Raw genomic sequence first — 12,256 nt, 5'->3', positions numbered from 1 at the left:
TGTTAGCGCTGTGCCTCATCAAGCTGATGTTCGCATTCGTTCAAGATGTCGAGCTGCTGACTTAAAAATTCTCCGTCCAAAGCGGATAATTCTTCGGTTTGCGACAGCTGTCTCGCATCTTCGATCGACCGGTACGCCGATTTCATTAATGTTGAGCTTTTTTGCCTCGTGGCCATCCCTGTCGTTTTTTGAGCGGTTTCCACGGCTAATTCAAGCTGCTTCCGCTGATTGTACCCCGTTAAGATCGCATCATGATGCTCCTGATTCATGATCAACACCTCCATGAATTATTTTTTCCTTAAAACAATAATATTTATGTGCAAAAAAAGAAAAAATATAATAAAATTAATCCGATATAACTATTGAACCTAAAAAATATAAGTCTATATTACTAATTTGGGTATCTTATAGAAAAGGGGCCTATGACAGTGGAAAGCAATGAATTGCAAACCGTTCTGCACAAGACATTTGTCGAGGTATATAAAGATTTGGAACAGCTGGTGGATATCGCAAAAAAGGGACGCCCGTCCCTGGAGAAAAATATTGAGGAAATCGAACAAAGGCTGAAACAAAACATTCTAGCCATCGAAATTCAGCTGAAAATTAAATAGGAGAGGCAAATATGCCTCTCCTCTATTTGAAGTTTCATTTGTTCTTCATTCTGTTAAAGTTACAGCTTCACAACGTTAGATGCTTGAGGTCCACGATTACCTTCAACGATTTCGAAAGAAACTTCTTGTCCTTCTTCTAGAGACTTGTAGCCTTCACCTTCGATTGCAGTGAAATGAACGAATACATCGTCTCCGCCTTCAACTTCGATGAAGCCGAAGCCTTTTTCATTGTTAAACCATTTTACTTTACCGTTTTGCATATTGCTTAATCCTCCTAGTACTGTAGCACAGTGTGCTAAAAAAAATTTTCATCATCTAACGATGTTCTGCTAAATGATGGTTTCACTATACACTATCTGTAGAGGCTTCGTCAAGCTGTCAAGAGAAAAAAATGAACTTTTATGCTTTTTTAAGGAATTTTACTGCAATCGCTTTCAAATTATGGTTTTATGTTTTGAACGGAGCAAAGAAAATGAAACGTTTCACCGGGGGGCACCGTATAAATGGAAACCATACATAGATGAGGAGTGTTCCTAAGATGAATCGTTATTCGATTGATGAATTTGTGAAAAAAACGCAGCAGGAAGACAAAGGGGAGGGGATGTTTGAGCTTGAGACCACGCGTCTCCTTGAAGTAAATCTGGACGGGAAAGTATGGGCCAAGGCAGGCTCGATGATTTCTTACAGAGGACAAATCAAGTTTGAGCGGGAAGGCGTGTTTGAACACGGGCTCGGGCGGATGATGAAAAAGGTATTGAGCGGTGAAGGCACTTCGCTCATGAAAGCCGAAGGAAAGGGAAAGCTGTATCTTGCCGATCAGGGGAAAAAGATATCGATTTTAAATTTAGATGATGATTCTATTTTTGTAAACGGAAATGACCTGCTGGCGTTTGAGTCCGGCATGAAGTGGGACATTAAGCTCATGAAAAGAATTTCGGGGATGCTTGCAGGCGGGCTGTTCAACGTAAAGCTCGAAGGAACCGGAATGGCGGCGATCACGAGTCACTATGAACCGCTCACCCTGCTCGTTTCTCCGGAAAGCCCCGTTTACACCGATCCGAATGCGACCGTAGCCTGGTCAGGGGATCTTGAGCCTGAATTTGTCACAGACGTCTCCTTTAAAACGTTCATCGGCAGGGGAAGCGGGGAATCCATTCAAATGAAATTTGCCGGACACGGGTTTGTCGTCGTTCAGCCGTTTGAAGAAGCGTACTATACCGAATCATAGGGAAAAAGAAAAACACTTGTTTTCACAAGTGTTTTTTATTAGGGCTGCCTGTGTCCTGCTATGACAGGGCTCTGACAGCGTGCTGTTTATTCATGATGATATCTGACTGCTTCACGATGTCGGTCAGAATGACTTCTGAAGAATTGGATAAGTGCAGAGCTTTGATGTTGCGTTTCATTTCGTTTAATTTTTGTTCATCCGCCAAAAGGGAAGACACGGATTCGAGAATTTCCTCATGCCGGTTTACGACGATGGCAGCGCCTTTGTCCTCGAAGAACAGAGCATTCTCTTTTTCCTGTCCCGGCACCGGTTTGTAAAGGATAACCGGAACGCCGATGGCGGTGGCTTCCGTGAGGGTAATTCCGCCCGGTTTCGTGATCATGCAGTCAGCCACGCGGAACAGCTCGTCAATTCTTTCGATATAGCCGAACGTTTTCAGCTTATCCGGATACAGTTCTTCAATTTCTTCCAGCGAGCTTTTCAATAACGTGTTTTTTCCGCAAACGACGACAACTTGGACGTCTTCTTTCACCATCAGGGATTCGCACAGCTCTTTCACGTTTTTGAGAACCCCGTGGGCGCCGGCCATGATCAGCAGAATCTTTTTATCGGGAGACAGCTGATACTTGGCGTAAATTTGATCTTTGTCCATTTCTTCCTCAAATTGACGGCGGATCGGAATGCCTGTAATTTTGACATTGTTTGGATGAGTGCCGATTTCGAGCAGCTTTTCCTTCACATAATCGGTCGCTACATAATATTTATCAATGTGTTCGTGAACCCAGATTTTGTGAAGGCAGAAATCCGTCATCACGTTAAATGTCGGAATCACTTTTCCCATTCTCCGTCTGTATTCAGGCACGACGATCATCGGGAACGTATTGATGATAATATCCGGCTCATGCTTTTTAACAAGCTGATCAAGCCGTTTGTTTCCCATCTTAAAATAGATATTAAACTTTCTTTTATTGTAAATTTTATCGACTCCATAGTAAAAAAGGCGATAAAACTGTTTGCCGATTGAAAAGCTTTTCAGATAAAGATATTGCGTGATTTCAGATACAATCGGATTCGATTCTTGATACAAATTCGAAACAGTTACATTCTTAAAGCCTAGTCTTTCGCATTCTTGATGAAGCGTTTTGGCTACTTGAACATGGCCATTTCCATAATTTGCAGTCAAAATTAATATATTTTTGTTGGTATTCAAACATATTCACCTCAATTAATTCAAACAACAAGAGCTAAAATGATAATAAAAACAGGAGTTAATGTCCACACATACCATACCATAAAATATTAGTTTAATTATAAATGAAGAACAAAAATTAAGGTATTTTTAAAGTTTGGATTCGCAGGAAAGCGCTGGTTTCCTGCGCTTTCCTGACAGCTGAAAACGCCGGATCAAACTTCTTTTCTTATGGAAGACAAACCCAACTGTATTTTATCATATTTTGCGCGTCTTGCATCAGACCAGAGCATGAGAATTTCATTTCCATTCATATGGCGTTTCCTGGTAAACGTAATAATTCAGCCAATTCATAAACAATAGAGTGGCATGGGCTTTCCAGCGGTTTACAGGAACAGAGCCGTCCGGTCCATCTTTAAAATAGTTCACCGGGGGATCGATTTCCATATTTTTGGCCAAATCTCTTTCATACTCCTCTTTAAGAGTATCGGTATCATACTCAGGATGTCCAGTTAAAAAAACCTGTTTTTCATCTTTTGAAGCAATTAAACAGACGCCTGCTTCATCCGATACGCTGAGAATCTTTAAATCTGGGACCGATTTTAGATCGTCCATGTTTATATCTGTATGCCTGGAATGCGGGACATAGTAGAATTCTTCAAATCCCCTGACCAATCTTTCGTTTTTCTCTAATATTCTGTGTTCAAACACGCCGAACGTCTTTTTCGGCAGCATCATTTTGCGTATGCCGTAATGGTGATACAGCCCCGCTTGAGCCCCCCAGCAGATGTGGAGCGTTGACGTGACGTTCGTTCTGCTCCAGTCGAATATCTCCCGGAGCTCGTTCCAATACGAGACATCTTCATATGCCAGATGTTCGATCGGCGCCCCCGTAATGATCATGCCGTCAAATTTTCTGTCCCTGATCGAAGAAAAGTTTGTATAAAATTGTTCTAAATGCTGCCTTGCTGTATTTTTTGGTGTATGGGTAGACGGTATTAAAAAAGTGAAATATACCTGTAAAGGAGAATTTCCGAGCATCCTCAACAGCTGTGTCTCCGTTTTGATTTTCTGCGGCATCAAATTGAGAATCACAATGTTTAAAGGCCGGATATCCTGATGGAACGCCCGCTTTTCATCCATGACGAAAATATTTTCACTTTCAAGAATCTGCTTTGCAGGTAGATCAATAGGAATGTTGATAGGCAACACGCCACCTCCGGTTTTCTCCGCTGATTTTTCTTCATTATAGGAACTTTTTGGCGATATTTCAATGCGTGAATTGTGTTACAATGAAAGAAGTGTGTGAAAAATATGGAAACCATCATCTAATGAACCAGAAGGAGGCTCCTCTCGCTTATGAAAACCCATTTATCAGACATTGAAATCGCTCAAAGCACCAAATTAAAACCGATAACGGAAATTGCACGGAAACTCAGTATAGATGACGAAGAAATAGAGTGCTTTGGTTTCACTAAAGCGAAAATTTCTTTAGATATTTTTGATCGATTAGCGGATAAACCCGACGGAAAGCTGATTTTGGTGACTTCCATCAATCCGACGCCGGCCGGCGAAGGCAAGTCAACGGTCACCGTCGGCTTAAGCCAGGCGCTCTGGCAGGATGGGAAACGTTCGATCGTTGCGCTCAGAGAGCCGTCTCTCGGACCGACAATGGGCTTAAAAGGCGGCGCCGCAGGAGGCGGTTACTCACAGGTTCTCCCGATGGAAGACATCAATCTGCATTTTACCGGGGATATGCATGCGATAACAAGTGCAAATAATGCATTGGCCGCCTTTATTGACAATCATATTCATCATGGAAATGAATTAAACATTGATATCAGAAGAGTCGTTTGGAAACGGGCGCTCGATCTCAACGACAGAGCCTTGAGGGAAACCGTGATCGGTCTGGGAGGCAAAGCGAACGGTTTTCCGCGGGAAGACGGCTTTGACATTACGGTCGCATCTGAAATCATGGCCGTTTTATGCCTTGCAACAGATTTGCAAGATTTGAAGAGAAGGCTTGCATCAATGATCGTCGCCTACACCGCTGACCAAAAACCGGTGACAGTCAAAATGCTCGGAGTGGAAGGGGCGCTCACCCTTCTCCTGAAGGACGCATTGAAACCGAACCTCGTACAAACCGTCGAGGGAACGCCTGCGCTTGTCCATGGGGGGCCGTTCGCCAACATCGCCCATGGCTCAAACAGTTTGATTGCGACTAAGATGGCAATGAAGCTTGCTGATTACGTCGTGACAGAAGCAGGATTCGGCGCTGATTTAGGGGCCGAAAAGTTTCTGCATATTAAAACGAGAGCGGGCCGGTTTACTCCGGGTGCAGTCGTGATCGTCGCCACGGTAAGGGCGCTGAAGATGCACGGAGGCGTCGCGCTTCAAGATTTGAAGACCAGCGATCCAGGAGCCGTAAAAAGGGGAATTGCAAACCTTGCCAAACACATTGAAACGATCAGGGCTTTCGGCCTTCCATATGTCGTTAGCGTGAACCGGTTTGTTCAGGATTCGGAAGCCGAGCTTGAAACGGTGCTTGACTGGTGCCGGGAAGAGGGCCATCCCGCAGCGGCGTGCAATGTGTGGGAAGAGGGAGGCAAAGGCGGTATTGAGCTTGCCCGTAAGGTCGTCAGCGTGCTGCATGAAAAAGAAAACCGATTTTCTTATCTGTACGAATTATCCGATTCGATTGAGGAAAAGCTGTCAAAAGTCTCGCGGGTCGTCTACGGAGCAAAAGGCGTAAAATTCACGGATAAGGCGAAAAAACAGCTTGCCGAATTGGAAGGGAACGGTTTAGGTCATTTGCCCGTTTGTGTAGCGAAAACCCAGTATTCCCTTTCAGACGATCCGGAGAAGAGCGGAAGGCCGGAAGGATTTTTCATTACAGTCCGCGAACTTAAGCCGTCAGCAGGCGCCGGCTTCATCGTCGCCCTGACCGGCAGCATTTTAACGATGCCGGGTTTGCCGAAGCGCCCTGCCGCGCTTTCCATGGACGTTGATGAGAACGGCCGGGCAAAAGGGTTATTTTAAGAAGGAGCGATGGACATGTCCATTTATGATATCAGCGTGAAAACGATTAAGGGCGAGGAAACGACGTTGAAGCCGTATGAAGGAAAGGTGCTTCTCATCGTCAATACGGCCAGCAAATGCGGATTTACCCCGCAGTATAAACAGCTTCAGGAGCTTTATGATGCATATAAAGACAAGGGGTTTGTCGTTCTTGGGTTTCCGTGCAATCAGTTCATGAATCAGGAACCGGGCGATGAAAAAAGCATCGGGGAATTCTGCAGTCTGAATTACGGGGTGACGTTCCCGATGTTTGCCAAAGTAGACGTGAAGGGTGAGCATATCCATCCGCTGTATATGCACCTGACGAGTCTGGCAAAAGGGATGCTCGGTACAAAAGCGGTCAAGTGGAATTTCACAAAATTTCTCGTCGATCAGACAGGTGAAACCGTCCAGCGGTTTTCGCCGCAGACAAACCCGAAAGAAATAGAAGAGACGATACAAAAATGGCTCGGATGAACCGGCGAAAAAAGGAGCAGCTCGAAATGATTGCCGATTGGGTGAAAGAAAAGCTCGAAGATGAAGGGACAGGCCATGACTGGCTGCACATCACAAGGGTGCGGCGCCTGAGCCTTTTGATCGCGGAAGCAGAAGGCGCTGACCTGTTTATCACAGAAGCGGCCGCCCTTGTACACGACCTGATCGATGAAAAATTATCCCCGCAGTACAAAATACCGCTTCGGGAACTGCGCCGCCGATTTTCAGGCTGGGGAATCGACAATAAAACAGCAGAAGAAATCATCAGTATTATTACGAAAATGTCTTTCAGAGACAGGGAAACATATAAAGGTGAAAAGCTTTCGGCAGAAGGGATGGCCGTACAGGATGCCGACCGTCTTGATGCCATAGGCGCCGTCGGAATCGCCCGAACCTTCATGTATGCGGGTGCAAAGGGGCAGGCGATGTACCGGGAAGACGCCGGGGACAAAGGCGTTCCGTCAGCCGTCGGACATTTTTATGAAAAGCTTCTTCTTCTAAAGGATCTGATGAACACCGAAACAGGAAGAAGGCTGGCCGAGCATCGGCATCAGGTGATGGCCGGCTTCCTTCATGAACTGAAAAACGAGTGCGGCTGCGGCGAAGAAACCGCCTTGATAGATCAGGAATCACGGTTATGATAGAATAAGACCCGGATCTTGATACAGAGGGGGACAACCATGAAGATTAAATCGATAGAACCGACACCGAGTCCGAATACAATGAAGGTTATATTAACCGAAGAGCTGCCGGGCGGGAAAAGCAACAATTATAAAAAAGGGCAGGCAGAAGGCGCTCCGCCCGTCATTCAGAAGGTTTTAAACATAGACGGAGTAAAGGGAGTCTACCATGTGGCAGACTTTTTAGCGGTTGAACGGAATGCCAGGTTTGACTGGAAAGATATTCTCCCGGCTGTCCGTTCGGCATTTGGAATGGATGAGATGGAAGAAAACGGCGGAGCTTCAGAGGAAAAAGAGTCGTTTGGCGAGGTCAAAGTATTCGTGCAAATGTTCAGCGGAATCCCGATGCAGGTCAAACTGACGGACGGTGAACGCGAAGAACGGTTTGGCCTTCCTGAACGGTTCCAGGAAGCGATCTTGAAGCTGAAAACCGCGTCTTCCAATGTCGTCCTTGAGCGGTCATGGAAGGAGCAGGGCGTCAGGTTCGGAGATTTTTCAGAAATCGGTCGTGACGTGACAGAAGAGCTTCAAGCGGCTTATGACGAAGAGCGTCTCCGGAAATTAACGGAAGCGGCCGCATCACACAATAAAGGAACCGAAAAGCAAGCCGTGCAAAGAAAAACGTACAAGGTGACGCTTGACATGCTGGATGATGAAGATTGGCAAAAGCGCTATGCGCATCTGGAGCAGATGGATCCGAAGGAAGAGGACATCCCGGTGCTTGAGAAAGCGCTCAATGACCCGAAAACGTCGATCAGAAGGCTTGCCGTCGTGTATTTAGGCATGATCGAAACGCCGGACGTTCTCCCGCTGTTATATCAAGCGCTTGAGGATAAAACGATCACGGTGAGAAGAACTGCCGGCGACTGTCTCTCAGATATCGGAAACCCGGATGCCATTCCGGCGATGGTAAAGGCGCTGAAAGACCAGAGCAAGCTCGTTCGCTGGAGGGCAGCGATGTTTTTGTACGAGGTCGGCGACGAAAGCGCGCTTGCTGCGCTCAAAGAGGCTGAAAACGATCCGGAATTCGAAGTCAGCCTGCAAATTAAAATGGCGATCGAACGGATTGAACACGGAGAAGAGGCAAAAGGTTCCGTCTGGAAGCAAATGACGGAAAGCCGCAAAAAAGAAAACCGGTAAAAAGACGCTCAGAGCAGCGTCTTTTTTTTTGACCGAAAAGGGGTGTTTGCTCCGGCCGGTGCTAAAACAATGATAAAAAACACTCATCCTGTTAGAAAATATCACTTTTTCTATAAAAATATTTCGAATATTGTTGAAAAAAAGCCTGAAAATATATATAGTAGGTAGCAATCATATCCGAATGTTTGAGGTTCTGATAAATGGGGAGCGGTTATCAGATTGAAAAACAAAATCAGCCATCAGCTTGAAGACAGACTGATAAAACTGAATATTCGGAATATACAAAGAAAGTTTAGGAGGATCATCATGACAGGTTTACGCAGTGACATGATTAAAAAAGGGATCGACAGAGCGCCGCACCGCAGTCTGCTGAGAGCGGCCGGAGTAAAGGAAGAGGACTTCGGCAAACCGTTTATCGCCGTTTGTAACTCATATATTGACATCGTGCCCGGTCATGTCCATTTGCAGGAGTTTGGAAAAATCGTCAAAGAGGCGATCAGGGAAGCGGGCGGTGTCCCGTTTGAATTTAATACGATCGGCGTCGATGACGGCATCGCGATGGGGCATATCGGAATGAGGTATTCCCTTCCTAGCCGTGAAATCATCGCTGACTCCGTCGAAACGGTCGTCTCGGCCCACTGGTTCGACGGGATGATTTGTATTCCGAACTGTGACAAAATTACGCCGGGCATGCTTATGGCGGCGATGCGGATCAATATTCCGACCGTTTTTGTCAGCGGAGGGCCGATGGCTGCCGGAAGAACGAGCGACGGACGGAAAATCTCGCTCTCTTCTGTATTTGAAGGCGTAGGGGCTTATCAATCCGGCAAAATAGACGAAAAGGGCTTGCAGGAGCTCGAACAGTTCGGCTGTCCGACTTGCGGATCGTGTTCAGGCATGTTTACGGCCAACTCAATGAACTGCCTGTCAGAAGCCCTTGGTCTCGCGCTGCCAGGCAACGGAACTATTTTGGCAACGGCACCTGAAAGGAAAGAATTTGCGAAGCAATCAGCACGCCAGCTGATGGAACTTATCAAAAAAGATCTAAAACCGCGCGACATCGTCACCGAAAAAGCGATCGACAATGCGTTTGCCTTAGACATGGCGCTCGGCGGGTCGACCAATACGATCCTTCATACCCTGGCGATCGCAAACGAAGCAGGCATTGAATATTCGCTTGAACGGATTAATGAGGTTGCTGCAAGAGTTCCTCATTTATCAAAGCTTGCTCCTGCATCTGATGTGTTCATTGAAGATTTGCATGAAGCAGGAGGCGTCTCAGCGGTCTTAAACGAGCTGTCCAAAAAAGAAGGCGCTCTTCACCTGGATACGATGACTGTAACGGGAGAAACGCTCGGCGATAATATTGAAGGGTGCGAAGTCAAGGATTACGAAATCATTCATCCGATCGATCAGCCGTTTTCAGAAAAAGGCGGGCTTGCCGTGCTGTTCGGCAACCTGGCGCCCGACGGGGCAATTATCAAAACCGGGGGCGTTCAGAACGGCATTACCCGCCACGAAGGCCCGGCGGTCGTGTTTGATTCGCAGGAAGAAGCGCTCGACGGCATCATAAACAGGAAAGTAAAAGCGGGAGACGTCGTCATTATCCGCTATGAAGGTCCTAAAGGCGGACCGGGAATGCCTGAAATGCTTGCACCGACTTCCCAGATCGTCGGAATGGGTCTCGGTCCGAAGGTCGCGCTGATCACAGACGGCCGTTTTTCCGGAGCGTCGCGCGGGCTTTCAATCGGCCATGTGTCACCGGAAGCTGCTGAAGGCGGACCGCTTGCATTTGTTGAAAACGGCGACCATATTGTCGTTGACATCGAAAAACGGATATTGAACATCGAGATTTCCGATGAAGAATGGGAAAGAAGAAAAGCGAATTGCCCGGGCTTTGAGCCGAAAGTCAAAACAGGCTACCTGGCCCGTTATTCGAAGCTTGTGACGTCTGCAAATACGGGCGGCATCATGAAGATCTAGCGATTTTTCGTTCGGAAGTTTGAAATTCATCCCCCTCTGTAGTATCCTTTACATCAGTAGTGTAAGGTAAATAGAGGGGGCTTTTATATGTCAACAGCATACGAAGAATACATGCGCCAGCTCGTTGCTCCGATGCGTCAGGAATTGGTGCAGGCCGGCTTTAAAGAGTTAACGAACGAAGAGGAAGTCGAGAATTTCATGGAAGCTGCCGAGGGCACAACGTTTGTCGTCGTCAATTCGGTATGCGGATGCGCCGCCGGACTGGCAAGACCTGCAGCCGTTCAAGCCGTCTCCGGAAGCGACCGCGGCCCCGATCAGACCGTAACCGTGTTTGCCGGTCAGGATCGTGAAGCAACTGCAAAAATGAGGGAGTATTTTAAAGGGTTTGAGCCTTCTTCCCCTTCCATGGCGCTTTTAAAAGGAAAAGAGGTCGTTCACTTTATTCCGCGTGAAGAAATCGAAGGCCGCGAGATGACAGAGATTATGAAAAACATTGCAGATGCTTTTGAAAAACATTGCTAGAATGCCCTTTTTTCAAGGGCATTTTTTACGGAGAAAAAGATGATTGTTACGACAAGCTACAGACCGGCAGAAGACACGATATTAACGGCAAAAAAAATCAGCGGAACGCTCACTGCCCGATTTTCCGAGCGGAGAAAACGGCCGATCTATCAAATCAGGGAAACGGAGCAGGATGACGTCCTTGTGGTTGGAAAAGAGCGCTTTGAGCTTTATCACTCTGACGGTGAAAAGTTTTTCTTCCATCCAAACTCGGCCATGTTTCGCGCCAAGCGCCTTTTGAAAGGGGAGACGGATCCGTTTGTCGAAGCCGCTCAACTTACGCCCGGTGACAAGGTGATCGATTGCACGCTCGGCCTTGCTTCAGACGCGATCATCGCAAGCTTGGCCGTCGGGAAAGAAGGTACGGTTTGCGGAGTGGAAAAAAGCCCGCTTCTTGCATTTCTTGTAGAGACCGGACTTCAGGCATGGGAGACTGACCTTTCCGCTTTGAATCAGGCGATGAAAAGAATCCGCGTTACATCGGGCGACAACTTGGAATACCTTCGCCGGCTCGAAGATGATTCAGCGGACGTCGTCTACTTTGACCCCATGTTCGATGAAGGTATAGCGGCATCTGACGGCATTGCTCCTTTAAGGAAGCTGGCACACGCCGATTTTAATCTCTCCGGATGTGTAGAGGAGGCTCTTCGCGTTGCCAGAAAAAGAGTTGTCCTAAAAGACCATTGGAAGAGCCCGCGCTTTGAGGCTTGCGGCTTTGACGTAAAAAGGCGAAAAACCGCGCTTTTTCATTACGGCGTTTTGGAACTTGAACAAACCCAAGGGTGAAAGCCCTTGGGTTTGTTAGTCCGCGATTTCCATGACGATAAAATAAGCGAGGGTAATAAGCGAAGCTGTAATGAAAAGTCCTTCAACCATTAAGGATCACTCCCAATTTTGGAATGTTCTTCTTTGATTGTAAACGTTTTATTGATAAAAGAAAAGGTGCTTTTTCTGTTGTTAAACGACAGAATTGATAAAAGATTCTGACTTTAATATTGACAACGCGGATGTGCTGACTTATGATTGCATATAAATCAATCACAACAAGCGAAGATTGGAAATAGTAGAAGGACAATAAGCTTTCAGAGAGCTGATGGTTGGTGAGAGTCAGCACTTATTTCCTTTGAACTCATCCAAGAGCTGCACCCTGAACACCGGTATGGGCTAAGTAGGGGGAGCCGGAATTCTGCCGTTATACAGATAGGCGGTGATAGCCGCCGAAACAGAGTGGATTAATGACGGATTGATTAATCAATTAGAGTGGTACCGCGAGCAAAGCCTCGTCTCTATACTGGAGAGACCCAAATAAATG

The 12,256-nt window shown here is 46.6% G+C and carries 13 protein-coding genes and 1 other annotated feature; of the genes, 9 read left to right on the top strand and 4 right to left on the bottom strand.

Annotation, left to right across the window (positions count from 1 at the left end; all coding sequences use genetic code 11):
* Positions 1 to 2 precede the first annotated feature (2 nt).
* Complete coding sequence (locus AB447_RS02770) at positions 3 to 269, bottom strand: DUF2564 family protein (RefSeq protein WP_048354893.1); 267 nt, start codon at positions 267 to 269, stop codon at positions 3 to 5.
* A gap of 153 nt (positions 270 to 422) precedes the next feature.
* Between AB447_RS02770 and AB447_RS02765 the strand changes: the two genes are divergently transcribed.
* Entirely contained in the window at positions 423 to 611 is a 189-nt protein-coding gene (locus tag AB447_RS02765) for a hypothetical protein (protein WP_411801413.1), read from the top strand.
* A 59-nt stretch (positions 612 to 670) separates the two neighbouring features.
* Here AB447_RS02765 and cspD read toward each other — a convergent pair whose 3' ends face one another.
* Positions 671 to 871 (bottom strand): cold-shock protein CspD, encoded by a 201-nt coding sequence (gene cspD / locus AB447_RS02760; protein ID WP_003153604.1) that lies wholly within the window; start codon positions 869 to 871, stop codon positions 671 to 673.
* A 278-nt stretch (positions 872 to 1,149) separates the two neighbouring features.
* Here cspD and AB447_RS02755 point away from each other — a divergent pair, with 278 nt between their 5' ends.
* On the top strand, positions 1,150 to 1,839 hold the full coding sequence (locus tag AB447_RS02755; RefSeq protein ID WP_048354892.1) for an AIM24 family protein: 690 nt from the start codon (positions 1,150 to 1,152) through the stop codon (positions 1,837 to 1,839).
* Positions 1,840 to 1,897: 58 nt separating this feature from the next.
* On the opposite strand, the gene AB447_RS02750 is transcribed toward AB447_RS02755, so the two are convergent.
* Complete coding sequence (locus AB447_RS02750; RefSeq protein WP_048354891.1) at positions 1,898 to 3,049, bottom strand: diglucosyl diacylglycerol synthase; 1,152 nt, start codon at positions 3,047 to 3,049, stop codon at positions 1,898 to 1,900.
* Positions 3,050 to 3,328: 279 nt separating this feature from the next.
* A complete protein-coding gene (gene metA / locus AB447_RS02745; RefSeq protein WP_048354890.1) occupies positions 3,329 to 4,237 on the bottom strand; it encodes a homoserine O-acetyltransferase MetA in 909 nt (302 codons plus the stop codon).
* A gap of 150 nt (positions 4,238 to 4,387) precedes the next feature.
* Between metA and AB447_RS02740 the strand changes: the two genes are divergently transcribed.
* From AB447_RS02740 to AB447_RS02710, 7 genes are all read left to right on the top strand, one after another.
* Entirely contained in the window at positions 4,388 to 6,067 is a 1,680-nt protein-coding gene (locus AB447_RS02740) for a formate--tetrahydrofolate ligase (RefSeq protein ID WP_048354889.1), read from the top strand.
* A 15-nt stretch (positions 6,068 to 6,082) separates the two neighbouring features.
* Complete coding sequence (locus tag AB447_RS02735; protein ID WP_048354888.1) at positions 6,083 to 6,562, top strand: glutathione peroxidase; 480 nt, start codon at positions 6,083 to 6,085, stop codon at positions 6,560 to 6,562.
* Positions 6,550 to 7,221: an HD domain-containing protein gene (locus tag AB447_RS02730; protein WP_096891844.1), complete on the top strand. Its 672-nt coding sequence runs from the start codon at positions 6,550 to 6,552 to the stop codon at positions 7,219 to 7,221. Before AB447_RS02735 ends, AB447_RS02730 begins: the two co-directional genes overlap by 13 nt.
* A 39-nt stretch (positions 7,222 to 7,260) precedes the next feature.
* Positions 7,261 to 8,400, top strand: a complete 1,140-nt coding sequence (locus AB447_RS02725; protein ID WP_048354887.1) for a conserved virulence factor C family protein — start codon at positions 7,261 to 7,263, stop codon at positions 8,398 to 8,400.
* Between the two features lie 306 nt (positions 8,401 to 8,706).
* Positions 8,707 to 10,383 (top strand): dihydroxy-acid dehydratase, encoded by a 1,677-nt coding sequence (gene ilvD / locus AB447_RS02720; protein ID WP_048354902.1) that lies wholly within the window; start codon positions 8,707 to 8,709, stop codon positions 10,381 to 10,383.
* Between the two features lie 87 nt (positions 10,384 to 10,470).
* Positions 10,471 to 10,905 carry a BrxA/BrxB family bacilliredoxin gene (locus AB447_RS02715; protein ID WP_048354886.1) on the top strand — a complete coding sequence of 145 codons (435 nt, stop codon included), beginning with the start codon at positions 10,471 to 10,473 and terminating at the stop codon, positions 10,903 to 10,905.
* A 42-nt stretch (positions 10,906 to 10,947) separates the two neighbouring features.
* On the top strand, positions 10,948 to 11,730 hold the full coding sequence (locus AB447_RS02710; RefSeq protein WP_231592120.1) for a class I SAM-dependent methyltransferase: 783 nt from the start codon (positions 10,948 to 10,950) through the stop codon (positions 11,728 to 11,730).
* A 255-nt stretch (positions 11,731 to 11,985) separates the two neighbouring features.
* Positions 11,986 to 12,235: a binding site (T-box leader), on the top strand.
* Positions 12,236 to 12,256: the final 21 nt, after the last annotated feature.

The organism is Bacillus glycinifermentans (assembly GCF_001042475.2).
GTDB classification, from domain to species: Bacteria; Bacillota; Bacilli; order Bacillales; family Bacillaceae; genus Bacillus; species Bacillus glycinifermentans.
This window is presented reverse-complemented; position numbering and strand designations above follow the sequence as displayed.

Bases quoted from the DNA above. Each gene is read 5' to 3' on its own strand.
- AB447_RS02770 (WP_048354893.1), bottom strand. From the start codon at position 269: ATGAATCAGGAGCATCATGATGCGATCTTAACGGGGTACAATCAGCGG.
- AB447_RS02715 (WP_048354886.1), top strand. From the start codon at position 10,471: ATGTCAACAGCATACGAAGAATACATGCGCCAGCTCGTTGCTCCGATG.
- cspD (WP_003153604.1), bottom strand. From the start codon at position 871: ATGCAAAACGGTAAAGTAAAATGGTTTAACAATGAAAAAGGCTTCGGC.
- AB447_RS02740 (WP_048354889.1), top strand. From the start codon at position 4,388: ATGAAAACCCATTTATCAGACATTGAAATCGCTCAAAGCACCAAATTA.
- ilvD (WP_048354902.1), top strand. From the start codon at position 8,707: ATGACAGGTTTACGCAGTGACATGATTAAAAAAGGGATCGACAGAGCG.
- AB447_RS02735 (WP_048354888.1), top strand. From the start codon at position 6,083: ATGTCCATTTATGATATCAGCGTGAAAACGATTAAGGGCGAGGAAACG.
- AB447_RS02765 (WP_411801413.1), top strand. From the start codon at position 423: ATGACAGTGGAAAGCAATGAATTGCAAACCGTTCTGCACAAGACATTT.
- AB447_RS02730 (WP_096891844.1), top strand. From the start codon at position 6,550: ATGGCTCGGATGAACCGGCGAAAAAAGGAGCAGCTCGAAATGATTGCC.
- AB447_RS02725 (WP_048354887.1), top strand. From the start codon at position 7,261: ATGAAGATTAAATCGATAGAACCGACACCGAGTCCGAATACAATGAAG.
- AB447_RS02755 (WP_048354892.1), top strand. From the start codon at position 1,150: ATGAATCGTTATTCGATTGATGAATTTGTGAAAAAAACGCAGCAGGAA.